Below are 19,818 nucleotides of genomic sequence, written 5' to 3'. Positions count from 1 at the left end.
ACTCACCCGTCCGCCGCTAGGATATGTAGCAAGCTACATCTCCCCGCTCGACTTGCATGTGTTAAGCCTGCCGCCAGCGTTCAATCTGAGCCATGATCAAACTCTTCAGTTTAAAATCAATAGTGCTTTATTCAAAACACCAAATCTTGGCTCATCAATTTTCTGACATCAATTTCTCAAATAAACTTCGAGTAATTTCTACCATCAATCAATGAAAATAATTTCGATCAATCAACCAGTAAAAATCCACACAAGTTGTTCTTCATAATCTCTTAATGATCTTTCTAACACCTCGTCAGTGCCAGAAGCTGGACTCAAAACACCGGATAACTCAGCGTCTCGCTTCGTTCATCACCGTGTATCTCGTCGGTATGGGTGCATTCTAGAGGATTTCAGAATCATTGCAACCCCCAATTCACTATATTTTTCACGTATGTATCTTTTTTCTACGAAAATCACTAAAAAATCGCTTTTTTATCTAAAATTTAACCGCTTCTTTGAAATAAAACCTGTATTCAGTGCAATTCATTTTAAAACGGTTATTTTTATTAAGACCTAATAGCTCTCAAAAAAGTACTAAATCTTAATAAGACTGTGAAATTTCAGCTCTGTATTCAGAATTTTTCAAAACTTGCTTATATCAGCTTACATATTTTGCTATTTTCTATCCGACTAATAGATATAGGTCCTATCAGGAAAGTCAGTTTGCTGCTTTCATAGCGACTTCTTTTTCTAATCCCAGGTTTTAAAAAGTAAAAATAGTCAAATCAGCCGTATTCAGCTTTATATAAGTTACGAAACCTGACTTTTAATATCTATATAAAGCCAAAGAGAATATTAAGATAGCGAAGCTACGTATTGGCGATACTTATGTCCCACCCAGTGATGCATGACTTCTTCAATCACTTCTTTCTTACCTTTATAGTCCTCAGCAGCAAATAACAATTTAGCCCGACGAGGTAACCGCTCTTTGACTAAGGAAAAGAGAAGATAGTGTGATGCGAGATCGAGTTGCTGTAATAAAGTATATGCCTGTTTAAAAGATTTCTGTTTCTGCTCAGGCGTATCGTATTCAAATAGAAAACGTAAAATAAAATCAATTTCCTGATCAAAAATATCCTGAGTCCGATAGTGATACATAAACACTGCTTACCCTCTTATTTTAAATTTCTAGATCTTCTTTGAGACCTGATGTGATCAGCATACTGATAACTTTCTGGATGTCAGTATCTATCCGGCGATCTGTAGTGGATTTAAAGCAAATAAAAAAATTGATTTTTAAAAGACAATATAAAAAGGAAAAGTGGAGTTTTTCAAATAAAAAAGGAAGAGATCTCTCCCAAAATCTCTCCCTCGCAATTGAATCTTTACCCGATCCAGTATGTCATTATTATAGTTATTTGCTTCAGTATCTTAAAAAAGTCTCTTGGGGAAGAGACTATAAGTTGTGGAGTTATTTATTATTACCACTACCCTCTAGATGTGCTTAAAGCGAATTCTCTAGATGAATAAATCTTATACATAATAATAGGGAAACGCAAGGAATTTGGCAAAATTTAACTCTTGTTTTTATAAGGTTTTTTTTGAATTTGCTTATTTGATTTTTGAATATAGAGTCATATAAAAAAAAGCAGGCCGAAGCCTGCTTTTAATTCAATAACTTAGAAAGTGTCTTAATCAACAAAGGTCACTTTTGCAATCGCTTTTTTGCTCGCCTGAACAATCAAAGTCACGTTTTCTTTCACAGAAAAAGACGTATCAACTGGTTGCCAGTCTACTTTTACTGCACCACGACCCAGCGCATCTTTGGCTTGTGCCGAGTTTTTAGTCAGACCCGCTTCACGCAGGATTGAAGTAATAAAGATTTCACCACCGAACTCGCTTAATGAAATGGTTACTTCCGGTGTGCCTTCAGGAAGTTCACCCTCAGTAATGATATTACCCGCGCCTTTATGTGCATGCTCAGCAGCCTCGCTTCCATGGAAACGCTCAACCAGTTCCAGTGCAAGAATGCGTTTCACTTCCTGTGGATTACGACCTTCTTCAATCTCTTTCAACAATACCTGAATTTCTTCTACAGATTTGAAGCTAAGCAGATCAAAGTAACGTTCGATCAGTGAATCCGGCATTGACAGTACTTTCTGGTACATCGCACCCGGCGCATCAAAGACGCCAATATAGTTACCTAAAGATTTAGACATTTTGTTAACGCCATCTAAACCTTCAAGAATTGGTACTGTAATACAGACTTGTGCTTCCTGGTCATAACGCCCTTGAAGGGTACGACCCATTAACAGGTTAAAGGTCTGGTCTGTGCCACCCAGCTCTACGTCTGCTTCTAGTGCTACTGAGTCATAACCTTGTACCAATGGATACAGGAATTCATGAATCGCAATCGGTTGCTGGTTGTTATAACGTTTTGTGAAGTCATCACGCTCAAGCATACGGGCAACAGTTTGCTGTGATGCCAGTTGAATCAGATCAGCAGCAGTTTTTTGTGCAAACCATTCCGAGTTAAACACAACTTTAGTTTTATTCGGATCTAAGATCTTAAATACTTGTTCTTGATAAGTTTTAGCATTTTCTAAAACTTGTTCACGTGATAATGGTGGACGTGTTGCACTCTTGCCGGTTGGATCACCGATCATCGCAGTATAGTCACCAATCAGGAAGAAAACCTCGTGACCCAGGTCTTGGAACACTTTTAGCTTATTGATCAGTACAGTATGACCTAAGTGCAAGTCAGGTGCAGTAGGGTCAAAACCCGCTTTAATTTTTAGTGGACGATTCTGCTTTAATTTCTTTAGAAGATCTTCTTCAGAAATAATTTCGTGGGTGCCTCGTTGGATGAGGGCAAGTTGTTCTTCAGCCGGCAGGAAATTTGACATCACAAAACCCAAATACATCAGTTATTCAATTTGTGCGATATACTAACACTTTTTCAGCATATTGCAGGCTTAAGAATAACCATGACAGCGATCTATATTGGGGTAATGACCGGCACAAGCATGGATGGTGTCGATATTGTTGCTGCTTCTTTTGATCCACTCCAGCTTCATGCCACCCTCACCCTACCTTTTGATCATGATCTTCGTGATGAATTGATGGCGCTTACACTGCCAGGCGATAATGAAATTGACCGCATGGGTAAAGCAGATGTTGCGCTGGCACAGATGATTGGTCATGGTATCAATACGCTGATTGAAAAAAATAAGCTGGATCGCATACAAATCAAAGCTATTGGCTCGCATGGACAAACTATTCGCCACCGTCCTGAACATGGCTTTACTTTGCAGATCGGTGATCCAAACATTATTACTGAAATTACCCAGATTCCGGTGATTTCCGATTTTCGTCGCCGTGACCTGGCGGCTGGTGGCCAGGGTGCACCGCTAGTTCCGGCTTTTCATCAGGATATTTTTCAGCATGACAGCATTCACCGGGTGATTCTAAACCTGGGCGGTATTGCCAATGTCAGTATTCTACCTGCCGGTCAACCAGATCAAGTCTACGGCTTTGATACTGGTCCAGCCAATATTCTGATGGATGCCTGGTGTGAGCGTTATACTGGCCAGCCTTTTGATGAAAATGGCAACTGGGCAGCCTATGGTACACCCATCCGTAGCCTGTTAGATCGTTTGCAGGAACATGCATTTTTCTCCAAAGAACCCCCTAAAAGTACTGGCCGTGAAGACTTTAATCTGGAATGGCTGGATGAACAGATTGCCGACTGGCGCAGCAGTCTAGAATATGATGAGCTGGAAGATACTCCAGAAAATGTTCAGGCGACGCTCATGAAGCTCACCACACGTGCCATTAAAAAAGCGATTTATCGCTCTGGTCTGGATACAGGTGAAGTCTATGTTTGTGGAGGTGGTGCTTATAATTCACATCTACTGGAACAGCTGCGCTGGCGTTTGCGTAAACATCACTGGAGTGTACAAACCACAGCTGATTTAGGCTTAAATCCAACATGGGTCGAAGGCACTGCCTTTGCCTGGCTGGCGATGCGCTTTATGAATCAGCTGAGTGGCAATCTGCCAGCTGTGACCGGGGCTTCAGGCTATCGTGTGCTCGGTACGATTACAGCAGTTTAATCTCCTGAATTCTTATAACTATATATAGGTATAAAAAAGGTCTGCATTATTACAGACCTTTTTTTCAATCTCTGTTATTGCGTCATCAGTTTGGCATTTTCATTCCGAAACGCACGTAAAATCTGTTGACCTGCCCGTCCGGTTGGAGTTAAACCTAAACGGATCTGCTCTTGGCGGATTGCCTGACGGGTTTTATCCCCAATCAAACCATCCACTGCACCAATGTCATAACCTTTATTGAGCAAGAATTGCTGAATCTCTCGACGTTCTGCACGTGATGTGCCAGCATCATCGGTTGGCCATGCTTGCACCAAGCCACCTTCACCTTGCAAACGATCTGACAGATGTGCAATAGCTAAAGCATAGCTTTCGGCTGCATTATAACTATAGATGGCGTCAAAGTTTTTAAAGACCAGGAACACCGGGCCATTAGCACCGGCAGGCGCCAATAAACCAGCTTGAGAGGATTCCGATAAATTCCCTTGAACTAATGCCGAACCATCGGCACGAACCAGACCTTGATTGATCCAACTACTCAAGGATTTTTTATTACGACGACCTTCACCCGAAACTGACATACCTTGAGGAATTTTAACTTCAAAACCCCATGGCTGCCCGGTTTGCCAGCCGCGTTTTTTCAAGAAGTTGGCTGTTGAAGCCAAGGCATCCGGGATGCTGCTGACGAGATCACGACGCCCATCACCATCAAAATCGACCGCCAGTTCATCATAAGTGGATGGCATAAACTGGGTATGACCAAAAGCTCCTGCCCATGAACCTTTAAGCTGGTTTTCATAGACATCACCACGTTGCAACAGCTTCATGGTAGTAAAGAACTCACCACGGAAATAACTTTGACGACGACCTTCACAACTCAAAGTACCGAGCGCCTGCAATAAAGGATATTTACCAGAAATATCACCATAATTACTTTCCACGCCCCAGACTGCCACCACAGTTTCAGCCGGAATGCCATAAGCAGCACTAACTCGATTTAATACGTCGCGATGCTGCTGTAATTTCTGACGACCCTGCTGTACGCGCTCCTCATCGACCAGACCAGACAGATAGTCCCAAATTGGCGTTGAAAATTCTGGCTGATAGTTGAGTCTTTCAATTACAGAATAATCCGGGGTCAAATTTTGAGTATATCGGTCATAGGTCGCTGCATGGACACCTTTAGCGAGTGCCTGAGGTTTTAATCTAGCCAGACAGCTTTGAAATGAACTGGAACTTGGCGTATAGATGCCAGGACTCGAGGTCAGCTCTGATGTACTCAAACGCTGTCCATTAATGATCAGTTCAGCCTGTGCCTGAGAGGCAGCCAGAACGATTGAGCCAAGAAAAAGTGCAAGCCGTTGCATAGTACCCTTGAATACTTATATTTCGAATTATGTTCCTATTCACCTTATCAGCTTGTGGATAAAATTAAAGCGTAAATACGTAAAATTTAAATTCATATTTTCTCCATTTTTAAATTTATTTGTAAGTTTTGAATTTAAAAACTTATCCACAAGATGCTTTAAATTCAAATTTGAACTCATTTTTAAATTTAAATTCAAAGCCGTGTTACCAACCTTTTAAATTTAAAATTGACTGTGTGGATAACTAACCCCCACATAAGCTTAATAATAAGTGATTGCAGACAATTAGGATTTAAATTCATTTATAAAATACAAGAAGGATTTTTAAATTTAAAATTCATTCTCTGGCTTTTAAATTTATTGTTTTGAATTTAAATTCAAAATAGAAAATCTAAATTCAAATGACCTCTTTTTAAATTTGAATTTATTTTTATGAATTTAAATTCAAAGCACACTTTGCAAGTTTTAAATTCATTTTAAATTTAAATCTGCATAGCCGAACTGATGCAGCAACAGATTAAATTTTCATCAATTATTTATAAATTATTGTCTGTTTTATAAGCAATTGATTTTGAAAATAATCCGATAAATGGCAGGGTATTTTCAAAGAGGCGCAATCATGCCTGAAAGCCGACAAATAAAAAAGCGACCACAGGTGTGATCGCTTTTTTTATCAGCAAGTTAAAGCTTAGATGCTCATATCTTCGCTCAATGCCAATGGATTCGGTAAAATCTTCGCCAGTTGACGACATAGCTTAGTCAATTGTGCACTGTCGGTTGGCATTAGGGTGATGTGACCAATCTTACGGCCTTCACGTTCTGACTTATTGTATAAATGCAAATGCACGCCTTCCAAGGCTAGAACATCTTCAGATTTTGGATGTTGACCGATGATATTCACCAGCACGGTTGGACGGATCACTTCAGTTGAACCTAATGGCAAGCCAGCCACTGCACGCACATGGTTTTCAAACTGAGAACACACTGCACCTTCAATCGACCAGTGCCCTGAGTTATGCACACGGGGTGCCATCTCGTTGGCGTATAGCCCCTTATCTGTCACAAACAGCTCAAGAGTTAATACACCCACATAGTTCAGATGATTCAGCAGGCGAGTGATGTAATCTTGTGCGACTGGCTGCAAGTCTGCACTATTGGGTGCAGGTACAATCGAATGAGACAGAATGCCATTATGATGATGATTTTCAGCCAATGGCCAGGTCTTCACATCACCATCTTGACCACGTACCGCAATAATTGAGACTTCACGTGAGAAAGTGACAAAACTTTCTGCAATCAGTTCACCGGCAGGACCCAGTTCTGCCCAAGCCTGATCAACTTGATCTGCTGAACGTAGAACGAATTGGCCTTTACCGTCATAACCACCACGAGAAGTTTTAAGTACAATCGGCAGACCGAGTTCTGCAACAGCAGTTTTTAAGCTCTCTAGAGAGGTGACTGCTTTATACGGCGCAACCGGAATCTCAAGTTCATCAAACAGGGCTTTTTCAGACAGACGATGCTGTGCAATTGCCAAAGCCTGACGTGGCGGATGCAGGTCTTTGTTTTTCGTTAAAACATCTACATCAGCCAGTGGTGTATTTTCAAACTCAAGGCTGAACACATCTGCACTGTTGATAAAGTCTTGCAGACCATTTTCAGACTTGGTCGAAAATACTGGACCTAATGCAGCCGAAGGGCAGTCTATAGTGGCTTCAAAGAAAGTACATTGAATGTTTAAAGGTAATGCCGCTTGTGCCATCATTCGACCGAGCTGACCGCCACCAAAAATACCGATGGTTTTATCCATTGCGTTTGATCCCGTATTAAGCTTGGCCTGGAATATTGTTACTAGCGACTTTATCCGTTTGTGCAGCGCGGAAATCTGCAACATTTTTCGCGATGTCTGGACGGGTCAGACCTAAAATTTGTGCTGCCATAATGGCTGCATTGGTCGCACCTGCAGGCCCAATTGCCAAGGTACCCACGGCAATACCTGCTGGCATTTGTACAATTGAAAGCAATGAATCGACACCATTTAAGATAGAAGATTTTACTGGCACACCCAATACTGGCAGATCGGTTTTTGCGGCACACATACCTGGTAAATGCGCTGCACCACCAGCACCGGCAATAATCACCTGGATGCCACGATCACGTGCTTGTTCTGCATATTCAAACAGACGGTCAGGGGTACGGTGTGCAGAAACGACTTCGGCTTCAAATGGGACACCAAGCTGCTTAAGCATATTGGCAGTGTGTTCGAGAGTTGCCCAGTCTGATTGAGAACCCATGATAATACCTACTAGAGGAGCATCTTGTGCAGCAGCCGCATTCATTGCAATGTTTCCAGAGATTAAAGTAAGAGAAGATAAATCTCGACGAGAGAGCCAAGCTTTAATGGGAGTGCGTATTATAGACTGAAAAACCGGCTGGCTAAAGTTCGGCGCAAGAATAAAGATTAAAATTATCTGTTTGTAAAACTGAAGAAAATACAATGATGGCGATAGGCCAAAAATACAAAAAGAGGACATACAGGAGTTAAAAACACGCTATAACTGTTTAGATAAAGCTTTTTGTAATGAATAACTTAAGATTAGATTAAAGATATTGGCAGGGCAGTTTCCATGTGGTTCAAACTTAAAATCTGGCTACAAAACCCTTCAGAAAACTTATGGCTGATGCCGGCACTGGGCGCCATCTTTGCGACATTTTTTTCATTATTTGCCATCGCCAGCCAGTATTTTATTCCAGCCAGTACGGTACCGAATATCAGCATCGACACCTTGGGCAGCTTGCTGGATATTATTGCCTCCAGCATGCTGGCGGTGACGACATTCTCATTATCAATTATGGTGGCAGCTTTTGCTTCGGCTTCAAACAGCGGTACACCACGCGCCTATAGCCTGATGATGAGCGATGATAACACCCGGCTGGCCATTTCCAGTTTTATTTCCGCTTTTATTTACGCAGTGATTGCCAAAATTGCCCTGGGGCTGGAGTACTACGGTCCATCGGGACGTTTTGTTTTATTTATTAGTACCATTCTGGTGCTGATGTACCTGATTTATACCCTAATTCACTGGGTACAAACCCTGTCCAAACTCGGCAATTTAACCACCACCATCGACAAGATTGAAACTGCGGCCAAAAAGGCCTTGGGCCAGTTCCGGCATCAACCGGACTTGGGGGCAACAGGGCAGAAGCCTGCCTGTGCGCCCAGCTTTTGCGTCTACAGCAGCACAACCGGCTATTTTAACCATGTCGATCTGGGCGGACTGGAGCAGATTGCCGCGCAGCAGCAACTGCATTTACATCTGCCATCTATGCCGGGCAAATTTTTAGATCCGATGACGGCGCTGGTCGAGGTCTATAGCCCGCAGGCGCTGTCCGAAGAACAGCAACAGCAGATCCGCAATCAGATTCTGCAGCATCTGATTATTGAAACCAATCGCAGTTTTCTACAGGACCCGCGTTTTTGTCTGCTGGTGATGAGTGAGGTCGGGCAAAAAGCCATGTCGAGTGCAATTAATGATGTCGGTTCTGGCATTAGCGCGCTGAATGCGCTGACCCGGATTCTAATTGACAGTCGCCCGGACCCGGAGGCGACACGCTGTGATTGTCCGCATCTCAGTATTGAGTGCTTTGATCTGCAAGACCTGATTTATGGCAGCTTTATGCCGCTGGCCCGCGATTGTGCCCAGAATCTAGAGTTAAATCAGCGCCTGCTGAAATGCCTGTCGATGATTGAGCAGAATGTGTCGGAACCGGAACTCAGACAGGCGGCCACGCAGATGGCGATGCAGGTACTACAACGCTGTTTACATCACTTTGATTTCGCACCAGAACGGGCGCTGATTAAAGCGGATTTCGCCGCACTTTTTCCACATCTGCCACAACCTGAATAAGCTTAACTACTGCGAAAAACAAAATAGACACAACCGAGCAGGCACAGACCGGCCCAGAGATAATCCAGTTTAAACGGCTGCTTGAACAGATACAGCATAAACGGCACAAAGACCAGTAGGGTCACCACTTCCTGGGTAATTTTCATTTGCCCGAGTGACCAGCCATACTGGGCCAGTAAGCGCGTGGCCGGAATCATAAAGGCATATTCGAGCAGGGCAATCATCCAGCCAAACAAAATGGCCTGCCACAGCGGCGAGCCATGCAAAAATTTCAGATGTCCATACCAGGCCAGGGTCATAAAACAGTTGGAAATAATTAACAGCAGTAAAGGGAAGGACATAGGCGGCAGCATCCAGAAAACATCAGCCTATTGTACGGTTTCAGGCTAAAAAAGCAGTGTGGCCATGCGGATTTTTTTCAGGGTCAGCATCCGCCTGGAAAATGCCTGATTTTTTCGGATTCCAGTCAACGAATCCCTACAAGAATGACTATCTTTTCCGAAACAGCCTTGCTATCGTTGCTGACAATTCAATACATCATGACCAGGCCATCAACAAGAATGGTACGGTCCTACACGCAGTGGAGTAACAGCGGATGCATCTGCATATTTTGGGTATTTGTGGCACTTTTATGGGCTCTCTGGCCTTGTTGGCGCGTGACCTGGGTCATACCGTGACCGGTTCCGACCAGAATGTTTATCCGCCGATGTCGACCCAACTGGAAAATGCAGGCATTACCTTAATGCAGGGCTATGACCGTAGCCATTTACAGCCGCATCCGGACTTAGTGATTGTCGGTAATGCCATGAAACGTGGTATTGATGCGGTGGAATATATGCTCAATGCCGGTCTGCCTTATGTTTCTGGTCCTCAATTCCTGGCCGATCATGTGCTGCAAGGCAAGCATGTCCTGGGCGTGGCCGGCACCCATGGTAAAACCACTACCACCACCATGCTGGCCTGGGTGCTGGATCAGGCGGGTCTGGAGCCGGGCTTTTTGATTGGCGGCGTTCCGCTTGGCTTTAAAGAAAGCGCGCGTTTAGGTGGTGGCAAATACTTCTGTGTAGAAGCCGATGAATACGATTCTGCTTTCTTCGACAAGCGCTCCAAGTTCGTACATTACCATCCTAAGACTGCGATTCTGAATAATCTGGAATTTGATCACGCCGATATCTTTGATGATCTGGCCGCAATTCAAAAACAGTTCCATCATCTGGTACGCACTATTCCGTCTGAAGGTCGCATCATTGCACCGATTATGGAAACCAATATTGATGAAGTCCTGGCGCAGGGCTGCTGGACACCGGTAGTTCGCACTTCACTGGATGCCAATGAAAAAGCTGAACTCTCTGCAGAACAGTTGTCTGCTGATGGTTCACATTTTAAAGTGCTTCAGCATGGTGTAGTAAAAGGCGAAGTCAAATGGAATATGACGGGTCAGCACTCTGTTGCCAATGCTCTGGCAACTATTGCTGCGGCTGAGCATGTCGGGGTATCCATTGAAACTGCCTGTGAAGCACTCTCCAATTTTGGCGGTGTAAAACGCCGTATGGAGCTGCTCGATACGGTACGTGGTATCGAAGTCTATGATGATTTTGCCCATCATCCGACTGCAATTGATACTACCCTCGACGGCGCACGCAAGCGTCTGGGTGAACGTAAGCTTTGGGCGATTATTGAACCGCGTTCCAATACCATGCGTATGGGCAGTCACAAAGAGGGTTTGGCTTATTCAGCACGTCTGGCGGATGAAGTGATCTGGTATCAGCCAGAAGGTCTGGATTGGGATTTGCAACCTGTGATTGAGGCTGCACCAAATAAAGCTGTGGTAGCACGTACTTTGGATGAGATCATTCAAACTGTTGTTACTGAAGCAGGCGAGGGCGATGCTGTGGTGATCATGTCCAATGGCGGTTTTGGTGGCTTGCATCAGAAACTGATTAGCGCCTTACAGTAAATTATCTAAATCAATACTTGTAGCCTTTATTCCATAAAATTTCTCAAGGATCGTAGACACATGTCTACGATCCTTTTTTAATATTAAAAAATACTTAATTTTTTTAAGGAATTAACTATTTTACCAATGATCTAATCCTAAAGTCCTGCTAGCTTAAAGCCATTACGTGTTTCTCAGCTGACAGTCGTCATAGCTAAATACGACTGCCAATCCTCCACAATAATCACTAAGAAGGATAGTGGCCATGTCAAATACAATGAAAGCAATGGTTTACTATGGCGCCAATGACATCCGTTTTGAAGAATGTCCCATCCCGAAAATCCTGTAGCCCGATGATGCCGTTATCAAACTGACTAAGGTCACGATCTGCGGGACCGACCTCGGCATCTGGAAAGGTAAAAATCCGGAAATTGAACAGGTGGCAAAAGAAAAGACCGGCGACTTTAATGGCCGGATTCTCGGTCATGAAGGCATTGGCATCATTGAAGAAGTCGGCTCAGCAGTCAAAAACTTTTAAAAAGGGTGATCGGGTCATTATTTCCTGCGTCAGCCGCTGCGGTACCTGTGAAAATTGCCAGAAACAGCTGTATGCACACTGTCGTAATGAAGGTGGCTGGATTATGGGTTATATGATTGATGGTACCCATGCCGAATATGTCCGCACACCTTTTGCTGACACCTCTCTTTACCATTTACCTGAAGACTTAAATGAAGACGTCGCCGTCTTCCTGTCCGATATCCTGCCAACCTCACATGAAATTGGTGTGCAATATGGTGATGTCAAATCGGGTGACAATGTCGCGATCGTAGGTGCAGGACCAATCGGGATGAGTGCCTTGCTCACTGCTCAATTTTATTCTCCAGCCAATATTATTATGGTAGATATGGATGATAACCGGCTGGAATTTGCCAAAACGGTAGGCGCAACTCATACCGTTAACTCTGGTAAAGAAGATGCCATTCAAAAGATTTTAGAAATTACCGATGGATGCGGTGTCGACTGTGCCATTGAGGCGGTAGGGGTGGAACCGACCTAGAATATTTGCCAACATGTGGTGAAAGAGGGTGGACATATCGCCAACGTCGGCGTACATGGTAAAGCAGTGAATTTTGAACTGAACAAACTGTGGATTAAGAACCTGAACATTACTACCGGTCTAGTCAATGCCAATACCATTGGCATGCTGCTCAAGGCCTGCTGTTCCGGCAAAATATCACTAGAAAAACTGGCCACGCATCACTTTAAATTTAACGAGTTTGAAAAGGCCTATGATGTGTTTAAACACGCGGCTGATGGAAAAGCCCTAAAAGTGATGATTGACATGAACTAATGCAAATCAGACAAAAAAAGTCCGCCATGCGGACTTTTTTATTTTTAGTCTGGATTCACCAGATCAGAAATAGGGGACATAACCACGTTGTTTATAACCCTGAGGTGAAACCAGCTGTTGATGATTTTCGTCAACCCGATACAGGATTTCGAGCAAGCCCTCCAGATCTTGCTGGTTCAGATAATGCGGCTGAAAAGTGCTATGACCCAGCTTGGAAAAGAACGAAGCAATCTCGCTATGCTTATGTACATATTTCATCGACCACTCAGCAAAGCTTGGCGCTTCCACGGTTGTATCAGCGAAACGATACACCTGCTGATGCCGACGGTCTTTCGAAATACTTTGAAAAAGCTGCTCTACAATCTCAGGTTCACCCTGCAAACACTGGAAAAACTTTCCATGTGCATAATACAGTGCTCCATAGATCTGATGCTCATAATTGAACTTTCGTGCAATTGCTAAAATATCACTCAGGTCTTGTAATAGATCTTGTTCTGTTTCGATGCGCATACTGGCATAACAGAGTTGTAGCATGAATGATTCCTTTAAATTTCAAGTATTGATTTTATAGTCAATATATTAGGTTTAGGTTATTTTTTAATCAAATATCAGCTATTTCTTACACTGTTTTCAGTTTGCATTTTGTAGCTAAATTATTAAAAATTAAAGAGACATCATTGAAAAATAATTACTCGAATGATAATGCTTTTAATGAGGGTGAAACATGCTAAAAGATCTTTTCATCACGTTAAGCTTGTTATGTCTGTGTTTCGCGCTAGTCATCGTGTTGCATAGCTGGGGCTTGCAACGTGAGATTAACATGCTGATCAGCAGCATGCTATTAACTTGGGCACTATTGATTTGTGTGGATCATCGTGCCTTTTTTCAGACCAGCATCTCCCTGATCATCGTTATTTTGATCATGCTGCAACAGTATGAACAGATTGTCTGGATGGGATTAGGACTCTTCAGCGGCACTCTGCTTTATAGACTGCCACAAGCCCATAAACAGGGCTTATCGTCTCTTATCCATTTGAATCTGTTTATTCCAACGGGATGGTTTAAAAGGCTAAAGTCGCTACGTCATGTAAATTCCGATCACGCTTAAACATGACATGCACATAAGAGCATTGTGGAATAATTTTCAGCTGTTTCTGACGTGCAAATTCGACCAGAATATCCAGCATTTTACGGGCCACGCCTTTACCACGCAGTGCATGTGAGACCCAGGTATGGTCAGCAACAATAGTGTCCGGTTCACGCCATTGATAAGTAATTTCTGCTACGCGCTGACCATTGTCTTCCATGTAAAACACACCGCCGCGCTTTGAGTCCTGATGTTTGATGTTGCTCATTTTCTTACCTGTTGTACTAATCCAGGATCAACCTGTTATATCGTCATATCCTCATCCATTAAACATCTTATAGATGTTTAGTCCCATCTTTGAGTTAGATGAAGTCCTACTGAAGTACATCCCGTATGCTTTCATTTTTGTCAAACACCGACTTGGCAAAAGGGCAGAGTGGAATAATTTTCAGAGCATGTATTCTGGCAAAACCGACCGCAGCTTCGACCAGCTGTTGTCCAACACGCTGTCCGCGTAGGCTGTCATCCACCCAGGTATGATCAATAATGAACTTATCATCACCTGCCCGGGAATATGTCATCTCTGCCAGGCGCTGGTCTTTCTGCGCCACATACCATTCACCTTTAGTTCCTTGTTCCTGGTGTTCAATCTGCATAGGTTTACCTCAAGATTTTATCTCAGACTGCCATAGTCCTCAGCTTTACAATGTTGCAATTTTTTTAATTCCGCTGAGTAAAATTACAGCCTGCCTCATGTGAAATTTTCTGGCAAAAGCATAGAATGTGCCGATCCTGTATTGATCCTCCCTCATGTCTGCTTCTGCTCAACCTCTTTCTGTTACACGCCAATGGATCTGTGTGATTGCCCTGGCCTGTGCCGCTTTTATTTTTAATACGACCGAGTTTATTCCAGTAGCACTACTGAGCGATATAGGAAAGAGCTTTGCCATGACTCCAAGAGAAGTCGGGCTGATGCTGACCATTTATGCATGGGTAGTCGCATTACTGTCTTTACCGATCATGCTGCTCACTAGAAATATTGAACGCCGTTTCCTGCTTACACTGTTATTTATGGTCTTTATTACCAGTCATGTGCTGTCTTATTTTGCCTGGAGTTTCATCGTCCTGGTTATCAGTCGGATCGGAATTGCAGTTGCTCATGCACTGTTCTGGTCAATCACGGCATCACTGGCAGTGCGTGTAGCACCGAAAGGAAAAGAATTTCAGGCCTTAGGCCTGCTATCTACCGGTACCGCGATGGCAATGGTACTCGGAATTCCTTTTGGCCGGATGATTGGCGAAGCGTATGGCTGGCGTAACAGTTTTGGATTAATTGCGGTGATTGCCACGCTAGTCTGCTTTATTCTGGTTAAAACTTTGCCACATTTACCGAGTATTAATTCAGGCTCCTTTAGTAGTTTAAAGGGCCTGATCAAACGGCCCAGCCTGATGCTACTTTTTGTACTGACTGTATTGGTGATCAGCGCCCAGTTCACAGCCTATAGTTATATCGAACCTTTTGCGTTGAATGTGGCACATTTCAGTTCTGCACAGACCACAACATTGCTGCTGATCTACGGCGGAGCAGGCTTCCTGGGTTCCTACTTGTTTGGTAAATTTGCACCACAGTTTCCACGACTGACGATTCCATTTTTCACTTTAGGGCTGGGTATATCGATGCTCTTGCTATTGCCAATGTCAGTGAGCCTTTTTGGCTTAAATAGCCTGAGTCTTATGTGGGGAGTCAGTATTATTGGTTTTAGTCTGGCTTTACAGGCAAAGACTTTAAACCTCGCCTCAGATGCCACCGATGTAGCCATGGCAATCTTTTCAGGTTTATACAATGTCGGGATTGGTGGGGGTGCATTACTCGGCGGGATCGTGACCGCGCAAATTGGCTTGGGCAGTATCGGCTGGATGGGAGGATTATTGGCATTTTTTGGATTTGCGCTTAGTGTGTTTCTGGTACGCCGTCCTGATTTTCTTAAAGCTTAGTGAATGATTTTTGTAAATAAAATTGTATCCCTAATTAAAATCTGTCATGCTTAATTTACATTGAGCTATCGCTCAGACAAAATTTAGTTTGAACAAGGGGAGTAGCCTCCTCCAAACGTTTAAGAATGAAATTTCAGTTTTTGAACGTGTCAGAATATCGTCATTACACTTTGCAAAAAGTCGGTATCTGAGCATCTTTAGGTTACACTTGATATAAAAAAGTGAAACACTAAGATGTAGGCAAGACCTTGATCATGTTGTTATAGATGTTTTTCATCTGGCAGCTGGTCAAGGTTTTTTTATGGCCAGTCGTCCGATGTGGAGAATTCACATGGAAACAATTGGTACGCTCTGGCTGTATCTTGTCTTTTTCGCAATTGTCGCCGTCATGCTGGTGATCGATTTAGTCGGCTTTAAACATCAGCATGGTCAGGAAGTAAAAGTCCGTACCGCTGCCTACTGGAGTATTGCCTGGGTCAGTGTCGCGACTTTATTTGGTGGTGGATTATGGCTGTATCTGGAGCAGACTGCAGGTGCGGCAATTGCCAATACCAAGGTCATGGAATACTTTGCTGGTTATCTGCTGGAAAAATCCCTGGCAATTGATAATGTCTTTGTCTGGCTGATGATCTTTGCCGCCTTTGCCATTCCACCAGCGCTACAACGTAAATTGCTGTTATATGGTGTACTGGGTGCGATTGTGCTCAGAACCATCTTCATTTTTATTGGTGCCTGGTTTGTACAGGAGTTCTCGTGGATTCTGTATCTCTTCGGTGCGTTCCTGGTGTATACCGGCTTCAAATTCCTGCGTGGTCAGCATGAAGAAGACAGCAATATTGAAGATATGGCCATTCTGAAATGGCTACGTAAACATATGCGTATTACCCCGCAACTTCAGGGCGATAAATTCTTTGTCCGTCAAAATGGTTTGCTTTGGGCAACGCCGTTATTCTTGGTGCTGATTCTGGTCGAAGCCTCTGATGTGATCTTCGCAGTCGATTCTATTCCTGCTATTTTTGCTGTCACCACCGACCCCTTCATTGTGCTTACTGCGAACCTGATGGCAATTTTAGGCCTGCGTGCAATGTTCTTCCTGCTCTCGGGTGCAGCCTCAAAAATGCATTATCTGCCTTATGGTCTAGGTTTGATTCTGGTCTTTATCGGCTTTAAGATGCTGATGCTGGATGTATTCCATATGCCGATCTGGATTTCACTGAGCTTTATTGTGATTGTCTTGACGGTGACTGCGATCTTGTCGATTCGTCATAGCAAGAAACATAACGAAACTACGCTGTAAGATTAAGCATCAAGAAAGCCTGCATCAGCAGGCTTTTTTTATTTGTCTACAAGCTTGGCTGCACACACACGCTCTGTTGAAATTACGCGTGATTATTTGATCTCATAAAAAATACGCATGGTTAAATATGAATGTTCATATAAACATGCTAATTTTTTTCAGCTACAATCAATCGAAAAAATCAAAAAGCGCAGGTTTTAAATGTCTTCTATCATTGCAACGACGGCAATACGCGGTCGCTTCCTGGATATCAAGAATACGGTTGCCCAAGCGCGTGAAATTCACGACCAAGTGCGATATGTAGAAGATGGCTTGCTCATCAGCCAGAATGGTGAGATTCAATGGTTTGGCAGCTGGGAAGAGGGGCAGCAGCATCTGCCTGAAGGAGTGCAGGTGGCTCATTATCCTGAGCAGCTGATCGTGCCAGGTTTTATTGATACCCATATCCATTTTCCGCAAACTGAAATGGTCGGTGCTTATGGTGAACAACTTCTAGAATGGTTAAATACCTATACTTTTCCGACCGAAATCCAGTTTCAGGATCCAGCTTATTCAGAAAAAATTGCCGATTTTTTTGTAGAAGAATTACTGAAAAATGGGACCACTACAGCACTGGTATTCTGTACCGTACATCCACAATCCGTAGATGCTTTATTTAATGCAGCGACGACGCGTAATATGCGTCTGATTGCGGGTAAAGTGCTAATGGACCGTCATGCACCGGAAGCACTGACGGACACCGCAGAAACAGCGTATACCGACTCTAAAAAGTTGATTGAAAAGTGGCATGGCAAGGGCCGTAACCTGTATGCGATCACGCCACGCTTTGCTCCAACTTCGACAGCTGAACAGCTGGAAAAAGCAGGACAACTTAAAGCAGAATATCCGGATGTGTATGTACATACTCATCTCAGTGAAAACAAGAATGAGATTGCCTGGGTCAAGGAATTGTTCCCGGAACATCAAAGTTATTTAGATGTTTACCATCACTATGGTCTGACTGGTTCTAAATCGGTATTTGCTCATTGTGTGCATCTGGAAGAGCAGGAGTGGGATTGCATGCATCAGACCGACTCGGCTATTGCCTTCTGTCCAACCTCAAATCTGTTCCTGGGCAGTGGTTTATTCCCTTTGAAAAAGGCTTGGGACAAAGGCGTGAAAGTCGGCTTGGGTACTGATATCGGGGCAGGAACCTCATTTAATCAGCTGCAAACCTTGAATGAAGCCTATAAGGTGCAGCAATTGCAAGGTAATAAACTGTCTGCCTTTGAATCGCTATATCATGCGACACTAGGTGGAGCCAAAGCCTTGGGTCTGGAGGATCAACTCGGCAACTTTAATATCGGTAAAGAAGCCGACTTTGTTGTATTAGATCTGAATGCGACGGCGTTACAACAGCTGCGTCAAAGCAAAGCCAAAAATATTGAAGATGCATTTTTTGCACTGATTATGCTGGGTGATGACCGTAATATTGCAGTGACTTATGTTTCTGGAGAAGCGGTTTATGCCAAAACAACAGCTCAGCAAAAATCCTGAAAAATCGCGCCGTCGCACATGGTTCATGTTATCAGCAATAGCCATTGGCTGCGCTTTTTTACTCAAGCGCGATTCACAATTGCCGAAAAAATGATTACATTAACACAGGGCAAAACAGGTGCATCTGCCTGCTGGATGTATTAAAATTACTGATATATCAGGTGTTGCAGGTCAACACCTTTTTTATTTTGCTATTTTTACTTTTTAGGTATCTACCCATGACCGTTCAAATGAGCGTAATGATTTCCGCTGAAGAAATTCAAGCTAAAGTCAAAGAGCTTGGTGCTCAAATCGATGCACACTATGCCAATAGTGACAAAGAACTTGTGCTCATCGGTTTGTTACGCGGTTCAGTGATTTTTATGGCCGATTTATGTCGTGTAATTTCAAAACCACATGAACTGGATTTCATGACGGTATCCAGTTATGGCGGTGGCACGGTATCGTCACGTGATGTAAAAATCCTGAAAGATTTAGACGGTGAAATCCGTGGTAAAGATGTACTGGTGGTAGAAGACATCATCGATTCCGGCAACACCCTGAGCAAAGTTCTGGAAATTCTGCAAACCCGTAACCCAAACTCGATTCAGCTCTGTACCTTGGTCAGCAAACCTTCACGCCGTGAAATTAATCTGGATGTGCAGTTCCTTGGCTTTGAAGTCGAAGACAAGTTTATTGTCGGTTACGGTCTGGACTATGACCAGAAGTACCGCCATTTGCCTTTTATTGGTGAAATTGGTCTTTAAGAGATCCAACTTTAAAAAGTGGCAACAGCCACTTTTTTTATGTCTGCTTCACATGAACAAAAAGCTAACATTCCGTTTCAGGACTTTGCTGGATTGAAGACTTGACTTATCCGATGATGATTTCTGAACATGACTTAAAAACAAAGACATGATAAGAAAGGAGCATACATATGTGGTCACTTATAGTTGCAATTGTTATTGGTTTTATCGCAGGTTTAATTGCGCGTGCAATCCATCCTGGAGATGACAAGGCAGGCTTTATTATGACAACCCTACTGGGGATTGCCGGTTCATTACTTGCGACCTATGGCGGTCGGATGCTAGGTCTTTATGAGGAAGGTTCAGCAGCAGGCTTTATTGCTTCGGTGATTGGTGCCATTATCATTCTGTTTATCTACAACATGGTCACCAAACGCAGAACTGTCTAAATATTTAATTGAATAATTTCTGTTTTGCATTGAAAAAAGCACCCTGTCGGGCATTGCTGTCCCACAATTTTT

At 43.3% G+C, this 19,818-nt stretch carries 20 protein-coding genes and 1 rRNA gene; 11 read left to right on the top strand and 10 right to left on the bottom strand.

The genetic code is table 11. The annotated features are described in order from the left end of the window. From BK820_RS13695 to tyrS, 3 genes are all read right to left on the bottom strand, one after another. Positions 1 to 112, bottom strand: a 16S ribosomal RNA gene (locus tag BK820_RS13695); the annotation flags it as partial. 725 nt (positions 113 to 837) lie between these two features. Continuing rightward, a complete protein-coding gene (locus BK820_RS13690) occupies positions 838 to 1,140 on the bottom strand; it encodes a hypothetical protein (protein ID WP_048880955.1) in 303 nt (100 codons plus the stop codon). Between the two features lie 533 nt (positions 1,141 to 1,673). Continuing rightward, positions 1,674 to 2,906 carry a tyrosine--tRNA ligase gene (gene tyrS, locus BK820_RS13685; RefSeq protein WP_163172613.1) on the bottom strand — a complete coding sequence of 411 codons (1,233 nt, stop codon included), beginning with the start codon at positions 2,904 to 2,906 and terminating at the stop codon, positions 1,674 to 1,676. Between the two features lie 63 nt (positions 2,907 to 2,969). Here tyrS and BK820_RS13680 point away from each other — a divergent pair, with 63 nt between their 5' ends. Continuing rightward, on the top strand, positions 2,970 to 4,097 hold the full coding sequence (locus BK820_RS13680; protein ID WP_071321243.1) for an anhydro-N-acetylmuramic acid kinase: 1,128 nt from the start codon (positions 2,970 to 2,972) through the stop codon (positions 4,095 to 4,097). A gap of 74 nt (positions 4,098 to 4,171) precedes the next feature. On the opposite strand, the gene BK820_RS13675 is transcribed toward BK820_RS13680, so the two are convergent. The 3 genes from BK820_RS13675 to purE form a co-directional block, all read right to left on the bottom strand. Then, the gene (locus BK820_RS13675; RefSeq protein ID WP_071321242.1) at positions 4,172 to 5,461 is read right to left on the bottom strand and encodes a lytic murein transglycosylase; all 1,290 of its coding nucleotides are present in this window, start codon (positions 5,459 to 5,461) and stop codon (positions 4,172 to 4,174) included. Positions 5,462 to 6,149: 688 nt separating this feature from the next. Beyond that, complete coding sequence (locus BK820_RS13670; RefSeq protein ID WP_071321241.1) at positions 6,150 to 7,271, bottom strand: 5-(carboxyamino)imidazole ribonucleotide synthase; 1,122 nt, start codon at positions 7,269 to 7,271, stop codon at positions 6,150 to 6,152. Between the two features lie 16 nt (positions 7,272 to 7,287). Then, entirely contained in the window at positions 7,288 to 7,800 is a 513-nt protein-coding gene (gene purE / locus BK820_RS13665) for a 5-(carboxyamino)imidazole ribonucleotide mutase (protein ID WP_004813961.1), read from the bottom strand. 288 nt (positions 7,801 to 8,088) lie between these two features. Here purE and BK820_RS13660 point away from each other — a divergent pair, with 288 nt between their 5' ends. Continuing rightward, complete coding sequence (locus BK820_RS13660) at positions 8,089 to 9,369, top strand: DUF2254 domain-containing protein (RefSeq protein WP_071321240.1); 1,281 nt, start codon at positions 8,089 to 8,091, stop codon at positions 9,367 to 9,369. 2 nt (positions 9,370 to 9,371) lie between these two features. Here BK820_RS13660 and BK820_RS13655 read toward each other — a convergent pair whose 3' ends face one another. Then, positions 9,372 to 9,710 (bottom strand): DMT family protein, encoded by a 339-nt coding sequence (locus BK820_RS13655; RefSeq protein ID WP_071321239.1) that lies wholly within the window; start codon positions 9,708 to 9,710, stop codon positions 9,372 to 9,374. 254 nt (positions 9,711 to 9,964) lie between these two features. On the opposite strand from BK820_RS13655, the gene mpl reads away from it, so the two are divergent. The 4 genes from mpl to BK820_RS15785 all read left to right on the top strand — a co-directional run bounded on the left by mpl (position 9,965) and on the right by BK820_RS15785 (position 12,657). Continuing rightward, on the top strand, positions 9,965 to 11,326 hold the full coding sequence (gene mpl, locus BK820_RS13650) for a UDP-N-acetylmuramate:L-alanyl-gamma-D-glutamyl-meso-diaminopimelate ligase (protein ID WP_071321238.1): 1,362 nt from the start codon (positions 9,965 to 9,967) through the stop codon (positions 11,324 to 11,326). A gap of 343 nt (positions 11,327 to 11,669) precedes the next feature. Then, complete coding sequence (locus BK820_RS15795; protein ID WP_349356342.1) at positions 11,670 to 11,843, top strand: alcohol dehydrogenase catalytic domain-containing protein; 174 nt, start codon at positions 11,670 to 11,672, stop codon at positions 11,841 to 11,843. Further along, entirely contained in the window at positions 11,791 to 12,363 is a 573-nt protein-coding gene (locus BK820_RS15790) for a zinc-binding dehydrogenase (RefSeq protein WP_283397809.1), read from the top strand. The genes BK820_RS15795 and BK820_RS15790 overlap by 53 nt, the downstream gene beginning before the upstream one ends. A gap of 18 nt (positions 12,364 to 12,381) precedes the next feature. Next, positions 12,382 to 12,657 carry an MDR/zinc-dependent alcohol dehydrogenase-like family protein gene (locus tag BK820_RS15785; protein ID WP_283397808.1) on the top strand — a complete coding sequence of 92 codons (276 nt, stop codon included), beginning with the start codon at positions 12,382 to 12,384 and terminating at the stop codon, positions 12,655 to 12,657. 63 nt (positions 12,658 to 12,720) lie between these two features. Here BK820_RS15785 and BK820_RS13640 read toward each other — a convergent pair whose 3' ends face one another. From BK820_RS13640 to BK820_RS13630, 3 genes are all read right to left on the bottom strand, one after another. Then, entirely contained in the window at positions 12,721 to 13,191 is a 471-nt protein-coding gene (locus BK820_RS13640) for a BLUF domain-containing protein (RefSeq protein ID WP_071321237.1), read from the bottom strand. Between the two features lie 527 nt (positions 13,192 to 13,718). Beyond that, a complete protein-coding gene (locus BK820_RS13635; RefSeq protein WP_004813972.1) occupies positions 13,719 to 14,012 on the bottom strand; it encodes a GNAT family N-acetyltransferase in 294 nt (97 codons plus the stop codon). Positions 14,013 to 14,118: 106 nt separating this feature from the next. Further along, on the bottom strand, positions 14,119 to 14,400 hold the full coding sequence (locus BK820_RS13630) for a GNAT family N-acetyltransferase (protein ID WP_071321236.1): 282 nt from the start codon (positions 14,398 to 14,400) through the stop codon (positions 14,119 to 14,121). Between the two features lie 154 nt (positions 14,401 to 14,554). On the opposite strand from BK820_RS13630, the gene BK820_RS13625 reads away from it, so the two are divergent. The 5 genes from BK820_RS13625 to BK820_RS13605 all read left to right on the top strand — a co-directional run bounded on the left by BK820_RS13625 (position 14,555) and on the right by BK820_RS13605 (position 19,746). Beyond that, entirely contained in the window at positions 14,555 to 15,739 is a 1,185-nt protein-coding gene (locus BK820_RS13625) for a sugar transporter (RefSeq protein ID WP_071321235.1), read from the top strand. 331 nt (positions 15,740 to 16,070) lie between these two features. After that, a complete protein-coding gene (locus tag BK820_RS13620; protein ID WP_071321234.1) occupies positions 16,071 to 17,036 on the top strand; it encodes a TerC family protein in 966 nt (321 codons plus the stop codon). A gap of 201 nt (positions 17,037 to 17,237) precedes the next feature. Then, positions 17,238 to 18,572 (top strand): guanine deaminase, encoded by a 1,335-nt coding sequence (guaD, locus tag BK820_RS13615; RefSeq protein ID WP_071321233.1) that lies wholly within the window; start codon positions 17,238 to 17,240, stop codon positions 18,570 to 18,572. A 218-nt stretch (positions 18,573 to 18,790) separates the two neighbouring features. Beyond that, positions 18,791 to 19,318, top strand: a complete 528-nt coding sequence (hpt, locus tag BK820_RS13610) for a hypoxanthine phosphoribosyltransferase (RefSeq protein ID WP_071321232.1) — start codon at positions 18,791 to 18,793, stop codon at positions 19,316 to 19,318. A 170-nt stretch (positions 19,319 to 19,488) separates the two neighbouring features. Further along, on the top strand, positions 19,489 to 19,746 hold the full coding sequence (locus BK820_RS13605; protein ID WP_004813984.1) for a GlsB/YeaQ/YmgE family stress response membrane protein: 258 nt from the start codon (positions 19,489 to 19,491) through the stop codon (positions 19,744 to 19,746). The last annotated feature ends 72 nt before the right edge of the window (positions 19,747 to 19,818 follow it).

Origin of the sequence: Acinetobacter sp. LCT-H3 (genome assembly GCF_001866125.1) — a bacterium.
Classification (GTDB): domain Bacteria; phylum Pseudomonadota; class Gammaproteobacteria; order Pseudomonadales; family Moraxellaceae; genus Acinetobacter; species Acinetobacter schindleri.
This window is presented reverse-complemented; position numbering and strand designations above follow the sequence as displayed.